At 73.3% G+C, this 20,961-nt stretch carries 4 protein-coding genes; all 4 read left to right on the top strand.

Annotation, left to right across the window (positions count from 1 at the left end; translation table 11 throughout):
• Positions 1 to 25 precede the first annotated feature (25 nt).
• Genes ACFYSH_RS08600 through ACFYSH_RS08585 form a run of 4 tightly spaced genes read left to right on the top strand, consistent with a single transcriptional unit; the run spans position 26 to position 20,913 of the window.
• Positions 26 to 718, top strand: a complete 693-nt coding sequence (locus ACFYSH_RS08600) for a DUF6875 domain-containing protein (protein WP_359473952.1) — start codon at positions 26 to 28, stop codon at positions 716 to 718.
• Positions 718 to 1,794: a methyltransferase gene (locus tag ACFYSH_RS08595; protein WP_359473955.1), complete on the top strand. Its 1,077-nt coding sequence runs from the start codon at positions 718 to 720 to the stop codon at positions 1,792 to 1,794. The genes ACFYSH_RS08600 and ACFYSH_RS08595 overlap by 1 nt, the downstream gene beginning before the upstream one ends.
• Entirely contained in the window at positions 1,787 to 16,999 is a 15,213-nt protein-coding gene (locus ACFYSH_RS08590) for an amino acid adenylation domain-containing protein (protein WP_388751503.1), read from the top strand. Before ACFYSH_RS08595 ends, ACFYSH_RS08590 begins: the two co-directional genes overlap by 8 nt.
• Positions 16,996 to 20,913, top strand: coding sequence for an amino acid adenylation domain-containing protein (locus tag ACFYSH_RS08585; protein ID WP_388751501.1), 3,918 nt, complete (start codon positions 16,996 to 16,998; stop codon positions 20,911 to 20,913). Before ACFYSH_RS08590 ends, ACFYSH_RS08585 begins: the two co-directional genes overlap by 4 nt.
• Positions 20,914 to 20,961: the final 48 nt, after the last annotated feature.

The raw sequence follows: 20,961 nt of genomic DNA, 5'->3' as shown, positions 1-20,961 counted from the left end.
CGCCGTGCTCACCGGAGGGAGTCACATGACCACGGGTGCCGAACAGGGCACACAGCCTGCGCTCGCCGGGTTCGACGGTGACACCACTGTGTCACCGCCGCGCGGGTACGAACACCGGTTGCGCCAGGACGTCGCCGTCCTCGACACCTGGCTGGGCGACTACATCAGCCGGCCGAGTCCGCAGCTGCGCCGCAAGGGAGCCGTCTGTCCCTTCATGCCGGCCGCACTCCAGGCCGACGCGCTGCGCGCCAGCTTCCACTACGACATCTCCGGCAAGGACCCGGACGAACTGCACGACCTCCTGGAGGAGGAACTCACCCGGTTCATGCGGCGGCCCGCCGAGCACTCCCTGGACAGCCTCGTCGTGGTGCTTCCCGATCTCGCCGAGGACGGATACGCCGCCCTGGACGAGGCCCACACCCGGCTGAAGGACGCCGCCGTGACGGGCGGCGCCATGATCGGTCAGTTCCACCCCGCCTGCGACGAACGCTCGGTACGCAACGACGGGTTCCCTGTCTCCCGCTCCCCGCTGCCGCTGCTCGCGATCCGGCACATGGCCTCGCACGACATCCTCTTCCTGCACGAACTCCCGCACTGGTTCGACTCCTACCGCGAACGCTTCGGTGACCAGTTCACCGAGGGACGGATCCGTGAGCCCCTGATGCTCGGCATGTTTGCCGCGGCCGAGCGCCGCCACCTCCGGCGGAAGGAGTCCTGATGCGCCCCGAGGAAGCCGACGCCGCCGTCGCCGTACGCGCGCTGCTGTACGCACCACTGGTCTCGCGTGCCCTGTGCAGTGTGGCCGAACTGGGCATCCCCGACGCCCTGTCGGACGGCCCGCGCACCGCCGCGGAACTGGCCCGGGACACCGGTGCCCACGAGAGTGCCCTGCATCAGGTGCTGACCGCGCTGACCGCCTTCGATGTCTTCGAGGTGCTGCCGGACGGCCGGTTCGCCCTGGCTCGCCTCGGCACCGCCCTCACCGCCGACGCCCCCGGCAGCGCTCTGCCCAGCGCCCTGATGGCCCAGGCCCTCTCGGCCCGCGCCTGGCAGGGCATCCCGGACACCGTACGCACCGGAGCGCCCGCCTTCGACAAGGAGTTCGGCGCCGACTTCTTCACCGTCCTCGACCGACGCCCCGACCTGCGGGCCCTGTTCGACGCCACGCAGGCCCGCGATGTCGAACTGGAGAGCGCGGCCGTCCTGCGCGCCCACGACTTCTCCTCCGCGGCCACCTTGGTCGACGTCGGTGGGGGCGACGGCGCCCTCCTCGGCCACCTCCTGACGGCCCACCCGAGCCTGCGCGGGGTACTGCTCGACCGGCCCGCCGCGGCCGCCACGGCGCGCGCCCGGTTCACCGCCGCCGGGCTCACCGACCGCGCCGAGGCACGCTCCGGGGACTTCTTCACCGCCGTACCGGAGGGCGGGGACGTCTATCTGCTGCGGGAGATCCTGCACGACTGGGACGACGAGCAGTGCGTCACCCTGCTCGCCGCCTGCCGTCGGGCCATGCCCGCGCACGCCCGTCTCATCGTGGTCGAACTCGCCGCCGACGACCGGCCGGGCACCGACGCCGACGCCCGCACAACCGCGTTGATGTCCCTGTACATGCTCTCCGTGCTGCCCGGCCGTGAGCGGACCCCTCGCGAGTTCGGGGCGCTGCTCGGTGCGGCGGGCCTGCGGCTGGACACCGTGAGCCGGCTGACCGGGCAGAAGGCCCTGCTCGTGGCGACCCCCGAACCCGCCGACCCGTCCTCTCGAACGAGCCGTGAGCGGAGCACCGACCATGTCTGAGACCCCCGCACCACGCCACCCGCTGACCGGCCCGCAGCTCGGCGCCTACTACGGCCATGAACTGGACCCGCTGAAGTCGACGTACAACCAGGCCTCCTACCTGGAGATCACCGGCCCGCTGAGGGCGGACCTGCTGGAGACGGCGCTCAGGCGGGCGGTCGCCGAGACCGACGCGCTGCGGATGCGGTTCGCGGCCGACGCCACCGGACCCGTGCAGTACCCGTACGCGCCGGATCCTTTCCCCTTCCCGGTGCTCGACGTGACCGGCGCGGACGATCCGCGGGCCGAGGCCGAGGCGTGGATGCGCGCGGAGCTGGCGCGCCCCGTCGACCTGGCCACCGGACCCACCCATGCCGAGGCGCTGTTCCGGATCGGGCCCGACCGGCACCTGTGGTACCAGCGCCACCACCACCTCGTGCTCGACGGCTACGGCGTCTGGCTGCTCACCCGGCGCACGGCCGCGCTGTACGACGCCCTGCTCGGGGGCGTCGACACCGCGGGCACCCCGATGCGGCCGCTCGGCGACCTGCTCGACGAGTATTCCGCCTACCTCGGCTCCGAGGACTACGACCGCGACCGCGCCCACTGGCACCGGCGGCTCGCCGCGCGGCCCGCCCCGGTGCGACTGGGCGGCCGTAGCGCCCCCGCCGGGCCGGGGTACATCCTGCACCGCACCGCCGCCGACGTCTCCGTCACCCGGGGTCTGCACGCGCTCGCCGAGCGGCTCGGGCAGCGCTGGACGCGCCCCGCCGTGGCAGCCGTCGCCGCCCATGTGCACGCCGAGACCGGACGGCGGGACCTGCTGCTGACGCTGCCCGTCACCGGCCGTACGACGCCGGCCGCCCGTGAGGTGCCGGGCATGCTCGCCACGATGCAGCCCCTGCTGCTCGACCACGACCCGGGCGTCGATCTGGCCGGGTTCACGGCCCGGGTCGCCGAGCGGGTCGACGAGGCCTTGGCCCATCAGCGGTACCCGTACGAGCGGCTACGCCGTGCGCTGCGCACCCCGTCCGACGCGCCCAAGCTGTACGGGCCGATCGTCAATGTGCTCGCCTTCTCCGCGGAGCCGACGTTCGGCGGCCTGCCGGCCGTACGGCAGTGGATCGCCATCGGGCCCGTGGACGACCTGGAGTTCATGATCCAGGAGTCGGCCACCGGGGAGCTCCAGCTCAACCTGTGGGCCAACGCGGCCGTCTACTCGGCCGATACCGTGGCCCGCCACGGCGAGGACGTCATCTCGCTGCTCACCCGCTTCGCCGAGGCGGACCCGGACACACCTCTGGCGCACCTGACGCAGCGGCGGACCGCCGCGACGACGCCGGCTACGGCCGCCGAGCCGCCGACCGGTACCGCCACCGACCTGTTCGCCGCCCGCGTCGCTGCGGACCCCGAAGCCCCCGCACTGCTCACCGAAGGCGAACCGCCGCTGCCCTATGCGGAGTTGGGTGCTCGAGTCGAGCGGCTCGCCCTGCGCCTGATGGAGCGCGGGGTCGGACCGGAGAGCCTCGTGGCGCTGGCGCTGCCGCGGGGGCGGACTCTGATGACGGCCGTGCTCGCGGTGTGGAAGGCGGGGGCCGCGTTCCTGCCCGTGGACCCCGACTACCCGCCGGACCGGGTCGAGTTCATGCTCGCCGACGCCCGTCCCGCACTGTTGCTGACCGAACCTTCCGTCGACCTGTCGGCGGTGGAGCTGGCCGGACTGCCCCGGATGACGCTCCGGAGCGACGACACCGGACCGGCGCCGACCGCCGCTCCGTTCCCGTCGGCCGATCCGGCCCACCCGGCCTACGTCATCTACACCTCGGGCTCGACCGGCCGTCCCAAGGGCGTGGTTGTCACCCACGCCGGTATCGCCGACCTCGTGGCCACCCAGCGGATCCGGCTGACCGCCGGACCCGGCGCCCGCGTGCTGCAGTTCGCCTCGCCCAGCTTCGACGCGGCGTTCTGGGAGACGGCGATGGGCCTGTTCAGCGGTGCCGCGCTGGTGGTGGAACCGGCCGACAGGCTGACCCCGGGGCCCGCGCTCGCCGCGACCCTCGCCCGGCACCGGGTCACCCATCTCACCGTGCCGCCCTCCGCACTGTCCGCGATGACCGGCCTCGACCTGCCCACCGTGACCACCCTCGTCGTCGCCGGAGAAGCGGTGACCGAGCAGTTGGTGGGCGACTGGGCGCCCGGCCGCACCATGGTCAACGCCTACGGACCGACCGAGACGACCGTCTGCGCCACCACCAGTGGCCCGCTCACCGCCGACGGCGGCCCCGCCCCGCTCGGCGCCGGCGTCCTCGGCAGCCGCGTCCACGTCCTCGACGACGCCCTGCGCCCGGTCGCCTCCGGCGGCACCGGAGAGCTCTACGTCGCCGGACACTCCCTCGCCCGCGGCTATCTGCGAAGGCCCGGCCTGACCGCCACCCGCTTCGTGGCCTGCCCGTTCGGGACGCCCGGCGAGCGCATGTACCGCACAGGCGATCTCGTGCGGTGGACCGGGGACGGACAGCTCGTCTTCGTGGGCCGCTCCGACGACCAGGTCAAGGTGCGCGGTCACCGGCTGGAGCTCGGCGAGGTGGAGACCGTCCTGCGGCGCCACCCCGAGGTCGCGCAGAACGCGGTGACCGTCCACGGCGAACTGCTCGTCGCCTACGTCGTGGCCGCTCCCGACGCGAGCGTCGACGCCGGGACGCTGCGCGGATACGCCGCAGCACGGCTGCCCGATCACATGGTGCCGGGCGCCGTCGTCCTCCTGGACTCGCTTCCGCTCACCCCCAACGGCAAGACGGACCGGGCCGCACTCCCTGCGCCGGACTTCCGGGCGACGCCCGCCGTTGCGGACGCCCGCCGTCCGCTCACCGAGCACGAGGTGGTGCTGTGCCGGCTGTTCGCCGAGGTCCTCGCGCTCGAGGAGGTCGGTCCGGACAACGACTTCTTCGACCTCGGCGGCCACTCCCTGCTGGCCACCCGTCTCCTGGTGAAGATCCGTACGACCGTCGGTGCCGACCTCTCGGTCGCCGACCTCTTCGACGCCCCCACCCCCGCGGGTCTGGCCGCCCGTCTTGCCCCGCCCGGTGCCGGAGGCGTGACCCGGCGGGAGCGGCCGGAGGTCGTGCCGCTGTCGTACGCCCAGCGCAGGCTGTGGTTCCTGCACAAACTGGAGGGGCCCGGCGCGACGTACAACATTCCGCTCGCCCTGGAGATCGAGGGGCGCCTGGACGTGGAGGTCCTGGAAGCGGCCGTCAACGACGTGGTCGCCCGGCACGAGCCCCTGCGGACCGTGATCGGGGAGCGCGAGGGCGACCCGGAGCAGGTCATCCGTGAACCCGCGCCGGGCCTCGTGACCGTCGACTCGCAGGAGGCAGAGGCGGACCGGCTGTCGGACACCCTCGCCCGGGCCGTGGCCCATCCCTTCGACCTCGGCCGTGACCTCCCCCTGCGTGTCAGCGTGTTCCGCGCCGAAGAGGACCGTTACACGGTTCTCCTTCTCATGCACCACATCGCCGGGGACGGCGCCTCCCTGCGGCCGCTGCTGCGGGATCTGACGGAGGCGTACGCGGCACGGCTGAGGGGGCACGCGCCGCGATGGGCTCCGCTTCCGGTGACGTACACCGACTACGCCCTGTGGCAGCGAGAGCAGTTCGGGGAGGACGAGGAGCACCCTGATCTGACGTACTGGCGCGCTGCTCTCGCCGGGCTGCCCGACGCGCTGGAGCTGCCCTCCGACCGGCCCCGCCCGGCGGTCAGCAGCCACCGTGGCGCCGTGCACACCTTCCGTGTCGACCCGGGGCTGCACCGGGCGCTCCTGGACGTCGCGCGGGAGACGGGGACGACGTTGTTCATGGTGTTGCAGGCCGGACTGGCCGCGCTGCTGTCCCGGCTGGGCGCCGGGGACGACATCCCACTCGGCTCCCCCGTCGCAGGACGCACCGACGACAGCCTGGACGAACTGGTCGGATTCTTCGTCAACACCCTGGTCCTACGGACCGACACCTCCGGCAACCCCACCTTCCGCGAACTGCTCGCCCGCGTCCGGGCCACCGACCTCGACGCGTACGCCCACCAGGACCTGCCCTTCGAGCAACTGGTGGAGGCACTCAACCCGGAGCGGTCACTGTCCCGGCAGCCCCTCTTCCAGGTGATGCTGTCGCTCGACAACAACCCTTCCGCCGCCGTCACCATGCCCGGACTCGGTGTACACACCCGGGTCGTCCGGGCCGAGGTCGCCCGCGTCGACCTGACGCTGAGCCTCAGCGAGGGGCAGGGCGGCGGTATGGAGGGCTCCCTGGAGTACGCCACCGACATGTTCGAGGCGGACACCGCCGCCGCGCTCATGGCACGCCTGGTGGGACTGCTCGCAGCGGCCGTGACCGACCCGTCCGTCACCGTGGCCGACCTGGACGTCCTCAGGGCGGGCGAGGCGGCGATGCTGACCGTGGGGTGGAACGCGCCCGCGCTGCACGTCGCCGCGGACCTCACGTCCCGCACGGTTCACGGACGCTTCGCCGAGCAGGCAGCCCGCACCCCGGACGCCGTCGCGCTGCGCGAGCCCGACGGCGGCACCGTGACCTACCGCGAGGTGGACCAGCGGCAGCGCCGCCTCGCGGTACGGCTGCGCGCCCTCGGCATCGGCCCGGGCGATCGGGTCGCCGTCCTCCAGGAGCGATCGGCGGCGCTGGTCGTCACCACGCTGGCCGTGCTGCGCACCGGCGCCGCCTACGTCCCGCTGAACCCGGCCGACCCCGCGCCCCGTATGCGGCACGTTCTGGCAGAGACGGGCGCCGCCGCCCTGCTCACCGACAGGGCCGACGCCCTGCCCGAGCCGGGCGTCCCGGTGCTGTGCGTCGTCGGCGCACCGGACCTGGACGGGCCCGGCGACGAAGCGCTCTTCGCGGGTCAGGCCGACGATCTCGCCTACATCATGTACACCTCAGGTTCGACCGGTGCCCCCAAGGGCATCGCCGTGACCCACGCCAACATCCTGGCCCTGGTCGACGACCGGCGCTGGCGCTCCGGCGCGCACGGCCGTGTACTGCTGCACTCTCCGTACGCCTTCGACGCCTCGACCTACGAGATGTGGGTGCCGCTGCTGCACGGCGGAGAGGCGGTGCTCGCGCCCGCCGGCGGGCTCGACTCCGCCGCACTCGCCGACACCATCGAACGGCACGGTGTGTCCGCGGTGTTCCTCACCACAGCTCTGTTCAACCACCTCGTCGAGGAGCACCCCGGCTCCCTGTCCGGGGTGCGAGAGGTGTGGACCGGCGGCGAGTTCGTCTCGCCCGGGGCCGTACGCCGGTCCCTCGAACGCTGCCCCGGCACCAAGGTCGTGCATGTCTACGGACCCACCGAGACCACCACGTTCGCGGTCTGCCACCCGCTGGCGGGACCGGAGTCGGTCCGGCACGAGACAGTACCCATCGGCCGTGCCCTGGACGGCGACCGCTGCTTCGTGCTCGACGAGCGGCTGCGGCCCGTGCCGCCGTGGGTGGTGGGCGAGCTCTACATCGCGGGCGAGGGGGTGGCCCGCGGATACGTCGGCCGGCCTGGGCTGACGGCACAGCGGTTCGTGGTGTGTCCGTTCGGGGCGCCGGGTGAGCGCATGTACCGCACCGGCGACCTGGTGCGGTGGACGGGCGACGGACAGCTCGTCTTCGTGGGCCGCTCCGACGACCAGGTGAAGATCCGCGGCCATCGCATCGAACTCGGCGAGATCCAGGCTGCCCTGCTGGACGACCCGTCCGTGGCCCACGCCGTGGTGACCGTCCTCGACGACGCCCCCGTCGGCCGCCGTCTGGCCGCCCATGTCGTCCCTGCCGACCTCACCGACCCGCCCGTCGTGGACCGCCTGCACGCCCGGCTTGCCGAGCGGTTGCCGGGGTTCATGGTGCCGGGGGTGTTCGTGGTGATGGACGCGTTGCCGTTGACACCGAACGGGAAGGTCGACCGGCGGGCACTGCCGGCGCCTTCCGAGGCTGTCGTCCGGGGAGCGGGCGGCCGGGTCGCGGGATCGCCGGAGGAGGAGATGGTGTGCCGGGTCTTCGCGGAGGTGCTGGGACTCCCGCGGGTAGGGGCGGACGCACAGTTCTTCGAGTTGGGCGGTCATTCGCTGCTGGCGACCCGGGTGGTGGGCCGGCTGCGGTCACTGTTCGGGGTGGAACTGCCGATCCAGACGCTCTTCGACGCACCCACGCCTGCCGGGCTGACGGCACGCCTGCGGGGGCTGTCCGGCCGGTCCCGGCCGGGTGTGGCCCGGCGGGAGCGACCGGAGATCGTACCGCTGTCGTACGCCCAGCGCAGGCTGTGGTTCCTGCACAAACTGGAGGGGCCCGGCGCGACGTACAACATTCCGCTCGCCCTGGAGATCGAGGGGCGCCTGGACGTGGAGGTCCTGGAAGCGGCCGTCAACGACGTGGTCGCCCGCCACGAACCCCTGCGCACCCTGATCACCGACGACGACGGCTCACCCCGGCAGCTCATCCACGAACCGGCGCCTGATCTGGTGACCGCGGAGACGCACGAGGTCGAGGCGGACGGGCTGCCCGCGGCGCTCGCGGACGCGGTGACGTACCCCTTCGATCTCGCCGGTGAGCTGCCGCTGCGAGTGGACGTGTTCCGTACGGCCCCCGAGCGATGGACCGTACTTCTGCTGGTGCATCACATCGCCGGGGACGGATGGTCGCTGCGGCCCTTGCTGCGGGACCTGACCGAGGCCTACGCGGCACGGCAGCGCGGCCGGGCGCCGCAATGGGCCCCGCTGCCGGTGACGTACACCGACTACACCCTGTGGCAACGGGACCTGCTCGGCGCCCCGGAGGATGCGGACTGTCTCGCGCACAGGCAACTCGCATACTGGCGACGGGCATTGGCCGGGATGCCGGAACAGCTCGCGCTCGCCACGGACCGCCCCCGGCCCGCAGTGACGAGCTTCCGGGGCGAGGTGCACCGGGTACGGTTCAGCGGCTCTCTGCACCGGGCGCTCCTGGACGTCGCGCGGGAGACGGGGACGACGTTGTTCATGGTGGTGCAGGCCGGACTGGCCGCGCTGCTGTCCCGGCTGGGCGCCGGGGACGACATCCCACTCGGCTCCCCCGTCGCAGGACGCACCGACGACAGCCTGGACGAACTGGTCGGATTCTTCGTCAACACCCTGGTCCTACGGACCGACACCTCCGGCAACCCCACCTTCCGCGAACTGCTCGCCCGCGTCCGGGCCACCGACCTCGACGCGTACGCCCACCAGGACCTGCCCTTCGAGCAACTGGTGGAGGCACTCAACCCGGAGCGGTCACTGTCCCGGCAGCCCCTCTTCCAGGTACTGGTCGTGCTGCAGAACGCGCCGGCGGCGGCGTACTCGCTGCCCGGCCTGGACATCCGCCCGGTGCCGACCGTGCCGGGCGTGTCGAAGTTCGACTACTCGCTCAGCCTGCACGAGACCTACGACGCCGAGGGACGGCCGGACGGTCTCGAGGGGTACGTCGAGTACTCGACCGATCTTTTCGACCGGGCCACCGTCGTCCGTACCGTGGACTTGCTGGACCGAATGCTGAGCCGCTTCGCCGAGGACTGCGACCGGTCCATCGGTGAGATCGAGACGGTAACCGGCGAGGACCGCCGACGGGTGCTGGAGACGTGGAACGAGACCGCGCCGTCGCCCGCCGAGGCCGACGTGCCCACGCTCTTCGAGCAGCAGGTGGCCGCCTCCCCCGACGATCCCGCGGTGATCTTCCCGGGCGGTCAGCTCAGCTACCGCCAACTGGACGAACGGGCCAACAAGTTGGCGCATCTGTTGCTGCGGCGTGGCATCGGGCGTGAGGACCGGGTGGCGCTGGCCGTACCGCGCGGCCCGGAGACCGTTGTGGCGCTGCTCGCCGTCCTCAAGGCGGGAGCCGCCTATGTGCCCGTGGACCCGGCCTATCCGGCGGCCCGGATCGCCTATCTCCTCGACGACTCGCGGCCCGCCCTCCTGGTCACTCACGGGGACACAAGCCCGCGTGCGACGGCGGGCGAGGTGCCCACACTGCTGCTCGACGCCCCCGAGGTCGTCACCGCGCTCGCCACCGCCCCCGGTACCGCGCCGGACCGCCCGGGCGAGTCCCAAGGCGCCGCCTACGTCATCTACACCTCGGGCTCCACCGGCCGCCCGAAGGGCGTCGTGGTCACCCACACCGGTGTCGCCGCCCTCGTCGCCTCGCAGCGGGACCGCTTCGGGGCGGGCCCCGGCAGCCGGGTCCTCCAGTTCGCCTCTCCCAGCTTCGACGCGGCCTTCTGGGAGACCGTGATGGCGCTGTTGACCGGCGCCGCCCTCGTGGTGGCCACGGCCGACCGGCTGACGCCGGGCGATCCGCTGGCCGGGCTGATCCAGGAGTCCGGCGTCACCCACGCCACGCTGCCGCCGTCCGCGCTGCGCGCGCTGGAGGACCGCGAACTGCCCTCGGTCCGCTCACTCGTCGTCGCGGGGGAGGCCGTCCACGCCGACCTGGTGCGGCAGTGGGCGCCGGGACGCTCCATGATCAACGCGTACGGCCCCACGGAGACCACTGTCTGCGCCACCACCAGCTCCGCGCTCGGCGCCGAGGACGCCCCACCGCCCATCGGCCGGCCGCTGACCGGCTCCCGGGTCTACGTTCTCGACGCGCGACTGCGCCCGGTGCCGCCCGGTGTGCCCGGCGAGCTGTACGTGAGCGGTCCGGCACTGGCCCGTGGCTACCTGCGCCGGCCGGGCCTGACGGCGGGCCGGTTCGTGGCCTGTCCGTTCGGGGCACCGGGCGAGCGCATGTACCGCACCGGCGACCTCGCGCGGTGGACCGGCGACGCACAGCTGGTGTTCGTCGGGCGCGCCGACGAGCAGGTCAAGATCCGCGGCCATCGCATCGAGCTCGGCGAGATCGAGACCGCGCTCGCCGAACACCCGGCGGTGGCCGACGCCGCCGTGGCCGTGCACCGCGACGACCTGGGGGACGCCCGCCTCACCGCGTACGTCGTCCCGTGCTCCGATGACGACCCGGTCCTGGACGAGGCCGCCGATCGGCAGCAACTCGACTCCTGGGCTTCGGTGTTCGACAGGCAGTACAGCGACGGGGAGCCCGGAGCCGACCTCGGTGAGGACTTCTCCGGCTGGCACAGCACCTACGACGGCGCACCCATCCCCCTCGACGACATGCGGGAATGGCGCTCGGCGGCCGTCGACGCCATCCTCGCCCTCCGGCCCCGGCGGATCCTGGAGATCGGCGTCGGCAGCGGTCTGCTCCTCGCCCCGCTGCTCGACCACTGCGAGACGTACTGGGGCACCGACGTCTCGCCCGAAGCGGTCGACGCCCTCGGCGCCCGGCTGGCCGCCGCCCGCCCCGACGCCGCGGGCCGGGTGCGGCTCACCGCCCTCGCAGCCGATGGCGTGGGCACCCTGCCCGAGGGCGAGTTCGACACGGTGGTGCTCAACTCCGTCGCGCAGTACTTCCCGAGCGAGCGTTACCTCGTCGACGTCCTGCACAAGGCGGTGCGGCTGCTCGCTCCCGGCGGCGCCCTCTACCTGGGCGACGTCCGGGACCTCAGGTCGGCGAAGCGGCTCCACCTGGCCTCGCAGGCCGGACGCCTCGGCGCGGCCACACCGGCCGAGGTGGTGCGCAGGGCGGCCGAACTCGCCCTCGCGGAGGAGAAAGAGCTACTGGTCGACCCCGAACTGTTCACCTCCTTCGCCGCCACCTGCCCCGGCATCGGCGGCGCCGACATCCGTCTCAAGCGCGGGCGTCGGCACAACGAACTCACCCGCTACCGCTACGAGGTGGTGCTCCACAAGAGGTCCACCGACGAGCTGCTGACGGTCGCCGACGCTCCTCGCGTGACCTGGGAGGAGCTGGGCGGCTCCGCCCAGGCGCTGGCCGCCGCGCTGACGGCACGGCGCCCGGAGATGCTGCGGGTGACGGGCGTGCCGAACGCCCGTACGGCGACCGACGTGCAGGACGCATCCGGAGCGCCCGAGCCCGACGACTTGTCCGCACTGGGCCGACGGCTCGGATACGAAACCGCCGTGACCTGGTCCGCCGACCGGCACGAGAGCGAACTCGACGTCGTCCTCGTCGACATGACGACCGCGGTTCCACGCCCGATGACCGGCGTCCACCGGACGGACGCCCCGGTCACCGGCCCGCTCACGAACACCCCGTCCGTCGCCTCGCGTTCGTCCCGGCTGACCGCCGGGCTACGGGCTCATGTCACCGAGCGGTTGCCGGGGTTCATGGTGCCGGGGGTGTTCGTGGTGATGGACGCGTTGCCGTTGACACCGAACGGGAAGGTCGACCGGCGGGCACTGCCGGCGCCTTCCGAGGCTGTCGTCCGGGGAGCGGGCGGCCGGGTCGCGGGATCGCCGGAGGAGGAGATGGTGTGCCGGGTCTTCGCGGAGGTGCTGGGACTCCCGCGGGTAGGGGCGGACGCACAGTTCTTCGAGTTGGGCGGTCATTCGCTGCTGGCGACCCGGGTGGTGGGCCGGCTGCGGTCACTGTTCGGGGTGGAACTGCCGATCCAGACGCTCTTCGACGCACCCACGCCTGCCGGGCTGACGGCACGCCTGCGAGGGCTGTCCGGCCGGTCCCGGCCGGGTGTGGCCCGGCGGGAGCGACCGGAGATCGTACCGCTGTCGTACGCCCAGCGCAGGCTGTGGTTCCTGCACAAACTGGAGGGGCCCGGCGCGACGTACAACATCCCGCTCGCCCTGGAGATCGAGGGGCGCCTGGACGTGGAGGTCCTGGAAGCGGCCGTCAACGACGTGGTCGCCCGCCACGAACCCCTGCGCACCCTGATCACCGACGACGACGGCTCACCCCGGCAGCTCATCCACGAACCGGCGCCTGATCTCGTCCGGGTCGGGCGACGGGAGATACCTCCCGAAGATCTGGAGTCGGTACTGGGCAAGGCGGTGGCCCATCCCTTCGACCTGGGCCGTGAACTTCCCGTGCGCGCCGAAGCCTTCCGGCACGGACCCGAGCGGTGGTCGGTGTTGCTGCTGGTGCATCACATCGCCGGGGACGGATGGTCGCTGCGGCCCTTGCTGCGGGACCTGACCGAGGCCTACGCGGCACGGCAGCGCGGCCGGGCGCCGCAATGGGCCCCGCTGCCGGTGACGTACACCGACTACGCCCTCTGGCAACGGGACCTGCTCGGCGACGAGGACGAGCCCGCTCCACTCGCCCGCGAGCAACTCTCCTACTGGCGACACACGTTGGACGGCCTTCCGGACCAGCTCGCGTTGCCCACCGACCGCCCCAGGCCCGCCGAGCCCAACTACCGGGGTGACATGCGGCCCTTCTTCATCGACCCGGGGCTGCACCGGGCCCTCCTGGACGTCGCGCGGGAGACGGGGACGACGTTGTTCATGGTGTTGCAGGCCGGACTGGCCGCGCTGCTGTCCCGGCTGGGCGCCGGGGACGACATCCCACTCGGCTCCCCCGTCGCAGGACGCACCGACGACAGCCTGGACGAACTGGTCGGATTCTTCGTCAACACCCTGGTCCTACGGACCGACACCTCCGGCAACCCCACCTTCCGCGAACTGCTCGCCCGCGTCCGGGCCACCGACCTCGACGCGTACGCCCACCAGGACCTGCCCTTCGAGCAACTGGTGAACGCGGTCGGCGCCGAGCGGTCCATGGCGTACAACCCGCTGTTCCAGGTCATGCTGGCGCTGGACAACAACGCCGACACCGCCATGGAGCTGCCGGGGCTGCGGGTGCGCCCACGGCCTGTGGGCACACGGGCCGCGCGCTTCGACCTCACGGTCGGACTGAGCGAGCGGGTCGTGGGCGATCTGGGGGCCGAGGGCGTCCAGGGCAGCGTCGAGTACAGCACCGATCTGTTCGACGCGGCGACCGTCGACGCGTTCGCGACCCGGCTGCTGCGGCTGCTGGGCCAGGCGGTGATCCGGCCCGACGTGCCTTTCGGCGACCTGGAGATCCTCACCGGGCAGGAGTACGCGGCGCTGACGGCGGCCGGCGGCCCGGGTGCCGCGCCCGAGGCCACGGCACCCGCACTGTTCGAGGAGCGGGTCCGGGAGGCACCGCACGCGGTCGCGGTGACGGCGGGGCGCGAGCAGCGCACGTACCGGGAGCTGAACGAGGCCGCCAACCGGCTGGCCCGGATACTGGTCGAGCGCGGGGCCGGGCCGGACACGGTGGTGGCGGTACAGCTCCCGCGTGGGCCCCGGCTCACCGAGGCGATGCTCGCCGTCCTCAAGGCGGGCGCCGCTTATCTGCCGCTCGACCCGGCGTATCCCGCCGACCGCATCGCGTACATGCTCGACGACGCCCGGCCGGTGCTGCTCGTCGGCGCTTCCACCGACGCCGCGGTGCCGGTCCTCGACCTCGACACCGAGGACACACGCGCCGCCCTGGGCATGGCGCTCCCGCACGACCTGGACGACTCCGAGCGCCGGGCACCCCTGCGCCCCGCCCACATCGCCTACGTGATCTACACCTCCGGCTCGACGGGACGGCCCAAGGGGGTCGAGGTGCCGCATCGGGGTGTCGCCAACCTGGTCGCCGCCTCCGGGGGGGAGCTGGGCGGGGTGGGCCCGGACAGCCGGGTGCTGCAGTTCGCCTCGCCGAGCTTCGACGGAGCGTTCTGGGAGATCGGCGGGACTCTGCTGACCGGCGGGTGTGTGGTCATGCACCCCACCGGCGCGTGGAACGCGGCCGAGGACCTCGTACCCCTGGTGGCCTCGCAGAAGGTGACGCATCTGGCCATCCCGCCGTCCGTGCTGGCGATCCTGCCGGACGACGCACTGCTGCCGGACACCACGCTGTTCGTCGTCGGCGAGGCCTGCCCGCCCGCGCTGGTGGAGCACTGGGCTCCCCGCTGCCGGATGCTCAACTCCTACGGCCCGACCGAGACCACCGTCTCCGCGACCGTCACCGAGCCGCTCACCGCGGGCGGTACCCCGCCCATCGGCACCCCGATCCGGGGAGTGCGCGTTCATCTGCTGGACGAGCGGCTGCGGCCGGTGCCGCCCGGAGTGGTGGCCGAGGTGTACGTCGGCGGCGCGGGCGTGGCCCGCGGCTACCGGAACCGGCCCACCGCCACCGCGGAACGCTTCGTCGCCGACCCCTGGGGTACGCCGGGCAGCCGGATGTACCGCACGGGCGACCTCGCGAGGCGCCGCCGGGACGGACAGCTGGAGTTCGTCGGCCGGATGGACGAACAGGTCAAGATCCGCGGTTATCGCATCGAACTCAACGAGATCGAGACCGTGCTGGCCGCACACCCCGGTGTCGCCCGGGCCGCGGTCGCCGTGCGCTCGGGTCCGCGTACGAACCGCCTCGTCGGCTACGTCGTACCCGCTCGGGGCGAGGACGGCACCGATGACGCCGGGCTGCGGGCCTTCGTCGCTCGGACGCTGCCCGCGTACATGGTCCCGGCCGCCTTCGTCACACTGGAGCGGCTGCCTCTGTCGCCCAACGGCAAGCTGGACCGGGCCGCCCTGCCCGCTCCCGAGCCGGTGGGCGCCGCCGGCGGGCGGGGGCCGAGCGGGGCGGTGGAGGAGACGCTGTGCGGCATCGTGCGCGGGGCGCTCGGGATGCCGGACGCCGGTGTGGCGGACGACTTCTTCGACCTGGGCGGCGACAGCATCACCGCCATCCAGGTCAGCGGCCGCGCTCGGGCCGCCGGACTCGCGCTGTCGCCGCGAGACGTCTTCCGGCACCGCACCGTCGTCGCCCTCGCCCGCGTCGCCACCGAAACCGGTACGGCCGTACAGGCGGACGACGGCACCGGAGAGGTGGCGTCGACGCCGGTGATGCGGTGGCTGCACGGACTCGGCGGACCCACCGACGGGTTCCACCAGTCGATGCTGCTGCGGACGCCGGCGGGCGTACAGCAGGACACGGTGGAGGCCGTGCTGCAGACCCTTCTCGACCACCACGACATGCTGCGGTTGCGCCGGGGGGACGGTGGACGGCTCGACGTCCCGCCCGCCGGTACCGTCCGGGCCGCCGATCTGCTGCGCCGCGTGGACCTCACCGGACGCGATGAGCAGGAGCGCGCCCGTACGGTCGCCGAGGAGTCGGCGCGTACGGTCGCTGAGCTCGCCCCCGGCGCGGGCCGCACCGTGGCCGCCGTCCGGTTCGACCACGGACCCCAGGAGGCGGGCCGGCTGTTCCTGGCCGTGCACCATCTCGCGGTCGACGGCGTCTCGTGGCGCATCCTGCTGGAGGACATCGCCGAGGCGGGCCGTGCGCTCACCGAGGGCCGCGAGCCTCGCCCGCAGCCGGTCGTCACCTCCTTCCGGCGCTGGTCGGAGCTGCTGGTCACCGAGGCCGACAGCACCCGTCGCACCGCCGAACTGCCGCACTGGCTGGCCACGGCGTCCGAGCCCGCGCCGCTCGCACCCGGCCTCGACCCGGTCCCCGGCCGCGACCTCACCCGCACGGTCCGGCGCCGTGCCGACCGCCTCGACACGGACACCGGCCGTGCGCTGCTCACCACCGTCGCCACGGCGTTCCACTGCGGCCCCGACGAACTGTTCCTCAGCGCCCTGGCATTGGCCGTGGCCCGGTGGCGCCGCGACCGTGGCACACCGGCCGGCGGGCTGCTCGTCGAGCTGGAGGGCCACGGCCGGGCAGACCTGCCGGACACGGACGTCTCGCGCACGGTCGGCTGGTTCACCAGCGCGCACCCGGTCCGGCTCGACCTGGCGCACACCGACCTGGACGAGGCCCTGCGCGGCGGCCCTGCTCTCGGTGACGCCGTGAAGCGGATCAAGGAGCAGGTGCGGTCCGCTCCCGGCGACCGCCTCGGTCACGGTCTGCTGCGCCACCTCAATCCGCACACCGCTCCCAGGCTCGCCGGACTCTCCGTGCCGCGCGTCGGCTTCAACTACCTCGGCAGGCTGCCCTCCGGCGGCCCGGCCGCCGACTGGGCGGTGGACCCCGCTCCGGGCGCCTTCGGCGGCGGCGCCGACCCGGACCTGCCCGCGGTGCACACCCTCGCTCTGAACGTCGTCGCCGAGGACCGCGCCGAGGGGCCGGTGCTGCGCGCCGGGTGGACCTGGCCGGGCGCGCTGCTCGGCGAGGACGACGTGACGACGCTCGCCGACACCTGGCTGGCGGTGCTGGCCGCGCTCGCCCGGCACGACACGGGCGACGCCGGGCGCACCCCGTCCGACGTACCGCTGGTCGGCCTGAGCCAGGACCAGCTCGACCGACTCGAAGCAGATTGGAGGTCCCCGCGGTGAACCACCGGTCCGGACTGATCGACGTCCTGCCGCTCTCCCCGCTGCAGGAAGGCCTGTTCTTCCACAGCCTGTACCACCGGGACGGGACGGACGTCTACGTCACCCAACTCGTCCTCGACCTCACCGGTCCACTCGATGCCGCCGCGCTGCGCCGGTCCGCCGAGGCCCTGCTGCTGCGCCACCCCCATCTGGGCGCGGCGTTCTTGACGGAGGGCCTGGACCGGCCGGTCCAGATCGTGCCACGCACGGTCGAACTGCCCTGGGAGTTCGTCGACATGAGCGGCCTTCCGGCGCCGGAGCGGACGGCACGGGCCGATGACTTCCTCGCCGGCGACCGCGCCCGCCGCTTCGACCTCGCGGCCCCGCCGCTGCTACGTACCGCCCTGCTCCGGCTGGCCCCGGAACACCACCGGCTCATGTTGACGGTCCATCACATGCTGTTGGACGGCTGGTCCACGCCCGTGCTGGTGCGCGAACTCCTCGCGCTCTACGACTCCGGCGGCGCTCCCTCCGCCCTACCGCCCGCCCCGCCCTACCGCGACTATCTGGCCTGGGTGGCCCGGCAGGACAAGGCTGCCGCCTGTGAGGCCTGGCGCGCCGAACTCGCCGGAGTCGACGAGCCCACCCGGCTCGCCCCTCCCGGCGTCGAGCCCGGCGCTGGACAGGCCCCGGAGCGCCGCACGGCCGACCTCGACGAAGGCCTCACCCGGAAGCTCATCGACCTCGCCCGCTCCCGGGGGCTGACCCTGAACAACCTGGTGCAGGCTGCGTGGGCGGTGCTGCTGAGCCGGCTCACCGGCCGCGACGACGTCGTCTTCGGCACCGTGGTCTCCGGGCGGCCGCCCGAACTGCCCGGCGTCGACGCCATGGTGGGGTTGTTCATCAACACGGTGCCCACCCGGGTCCGTACGGCCCCCGGCGACACCCTCACGTCGGTGGCGGTCCAGGCCCGCGACCGGCATCTGGCGACGGGCGCGCACCACCATCTGCCGCTCGCCGAGATCCAGACGGCTGCTGGGGTCACCGAACTCTTCGACACCATCGTGGTCTTCGAGAACTACCCCAAGGGTTCCGCCGCCCTCACCGCACGCGGGCTGGCCGTCACCGGCGTCGCGGGCCACGACGCCACCCACTACCCGCTGATGCTGGCTGTCGTCCCCGGTACCCGGCTGCACCTGCGGCTCGACCACCGCCCCGACGTGATCGACGGCGAGCGCGCCGAAGGGGTCCTGGCCGCACTGCGCGCCGTTCTCACCGCTTTCGCCCTCGACCCCGACCAGGCCGCAGGCCGCATCGAACCGCTGCCGCCCGCACGTCTGCGGCAGGTCCTCGCCGACTGGAACGACACCGGCCGCGCGGTGCCCGAGACCACCCTGGCCGGCCTCCTCGACGACTCCTTCCGCCGCCGCCCGGACGAGGTGGCCCTCGTCTTCGGCGACGAGGAGCTGACCTACGCCGAACTCGACGCGCGGGCGGCGCGGTTGGCCCGGTACCTGATCGAGCGGTGCGCGGGTCCCGAGCAGATCGTGGCGCTCGCCGCCGACCGCTCCGTCCCGCTGGTCGTCGGCCTCCTCGCCGTCGTCCGCACCGGTGCCGCCTATCTGCCCGTGGACCCGGACTACCCGGCCGGGCGGATCACCGACATGCTCGACGACGCCCGGCCCGCGCTGCTGCTCACCGACGGCTCCGCCGTGGGCCGACTGCCCACCGCCGACTGGACCGTGCTCGACGAACCGGCCCTCCAGGACCGCCTCGCCGGGTACTCCGCCGCTCCCGTGACCGTCGCGGTCACCGGACACACCGCCGTGAACGTCCTCTTCACCTCCGGCTCCACAGGCCGCCCCAAGGGGGTGATCGGCACGCAGCGCGGCCTGGTCAACCGGATGGCCTGGTTCGCCGAGCTGTACTCCTTCGAAGCCAACGACCCGGTGTGCGCGAAGAGCTCGATCAGCTTCATCGACGGCACCGTGGAGATCCTGCAGACCCTCGTGCACGGCGGCCGGGTCGTCCTCGCCGACGCCGTCACCGCCAAGGACCCGGCCGCGCTCGCCGACCTCGTCAGCAAGAGCGGCACCTGTGTGCTGACCGCCGTGCCGAGCCTGCTCCAGGCCCTCTTGCACGAGGAGGAGACCAGCGCTGACGGCGCCGGGCGGCTGGCCTCGCTGCGGCTGGTGCTCAGCAGCGGCGAACCCATGCCGCCCGAACTGCCCGCCCGCCTCGCCCGCAGCTGTCCCGATGCCCGCCTGATCAACTTCTGCGGCTGCACCGAGGTCAGCAGTGAGAGCCTGTACGCCCACTGCACCGCGCACGACCAGTCCATCGGCCGCCCGCTGTGGAACACCCGCGCCCTCGTCCTGGACTCCGCCCTGCGCCCGGTGCTGCCGGGCGCGCCCGGCGAGCTCTACTACGGCGGCATCGGCGTCGGACGCGGCTACCTGGGCCGGGCGACGGTCACCGCCGAACGCTTCGTCGCCGACCCCTTCGGCCCGCCCGGCGCGAGGATGTACCGCACCGGCGACCTGGTGATGTGGCGGCCCGACGGCAGCCTCGCCTTCCTGGGGCGCGCCGACGACCAGGTGAAGGTGCGCGGGGTGCGCGTCGAGCCCGGAGAGGTCGAGGCCGTTCTCGCCGCTCACCCGGGAGTAGCCGAGGCCGCGGTGGCCGTGAGGGGCCTGCCCGGCGCCGTCCGGGCTCTCGTCGGCTACGTCGTCCCGCGCAACGACGGCGACCTCCTCGACCCGGTCGCGCTGCGCCGCCACGCCTCCGCCCGGCTGCCCGCAGCCATGGTGCCGGGCGCCCTGATCGTCCTGGGTGCTCTGCCGCGCACCCCGAACGGCAAGGTCGACCGGCGTGCCCTGCCCGCGCCCGACGCGACGGCGGCGAGGACGACGCCGCCCTCGGGACCCGACGAGCAGGTGTTGTGCGAGCTGTTCGCGGAGGTGCTCGAGCTGCCCCGGGTGGGCGCGCAGGACGACTTCTTCGCCCTCGGGGGACACTCTCTGCTGGCCACCCGCCTCGCCGCCCGGGTCCGCTCCGTGCTCGGCGTGGAGCTCGGCCTGCGCGCCCTGTTCGAGGCGCCCACCCCGGCCGGTCTGGCCACCCGGCTCGGTGGCGGCGAGGGGCGCGACGCCTGGTCCGTACTGCTGCCGCTGCGTTCCACCGGCACCCGGCCGCCCCTGTTCTGCCTGCACCCCGCCGGCGGGTTCAGCTGGTGCTACACGGGCCTGCTACGCCATCTCCCGCCCGACCAGCCGGTCTACGGCATCCAGGCACGCGGCCTGACCGAACCCGAGCGCATCCACGACGGCGTCGAGCGGATGGCCGACGACTACTGCGCCCGCATCCTAGACGTCCGGCCCAGCGGCCCGTACCACCTGCTCGGCTGGTCCTTCGGCGGGCAGCTCGCCCAGGCCGTCGCGGTCCGACTGCGAGGGGCCGGCCACCAGGTCGGGTTGTTGGCCATGCTCGACTCCTATCCGCCCGAGGCGCTGCCGGCCGACGAGCCGCCGGACCGCAGCGAGGTGCTGCGCTTCCTGTTCGCCGAGTACTTCGGCGTCGAGCCACCGGACCGCGCGGACGGCCCGCTCGACCCGGCCCGCGCCGCCCGGTTACTGCGCGCCGCCGGACTCGCCGACTTCACCGACGGCCATCTGACGGCCATCGCCGACGTGCTGTCCGCCAGCGCCCACGCCGCCCGCGCCCATGAACCCACCCCCTACGACGGCGGCCTGTTGCACTTCCGCGCCACCCTCGGCCGGCCTGAGGGACTACCGGAAGCGGGGGCCTGGCGGCCGCACGTCACCGGACGGATCGAGACCCACGACATCGCCACCACCCACGGCCGGATGACCAGGCCCGACGAGCTCGCGCAGCTCGGCCCGATCGTGCGGGCCAGGCTGGACGCCGCGGGGTGACCCCCGTCGGGCAACGCCCCGTCACGTCCGATTCACGTTCCCCTTCCA

The organism is Streptomyces sp. NPDC005791, from assembly GCF_042871485.1.
Classification (GTDB): domain Bacteria; phylum Actinomycetota; class Actinomycetes; order Streptomycetales; family Streptomycetaceae; genus Streptomyces.
Note: the sequence above shows the minus strand (reverse complement) of the source record. Positions and strands in the feature narration are given on the sequence as shown.

Excerpts from the sequence above, each read along its gene's own strand:
- ACFYSH_RS08600 (WP_359473952.1), top strand. The coding sequence starts at position 26 with ATGACCACGGGTGCCGAACAGGGCACACAGCCTGCGCTCGCCGGGTTC.
- ACFYSH_RS08595 (WP_359473955.1), top strand. The coding sequence starts at position 718 with ATGCGCCCCGAGGAAGCCGACGCCGCCGTCGCCGTACGCGCGCTGCTG.
- ACFYSH_RS08590 (WP_388751503.1), top strand. The coding sequence starts at position 1,787 with ATGTCTGAGACCCCCGCACCACGCCACCCGCTGACCGGCCCGCAGCTC.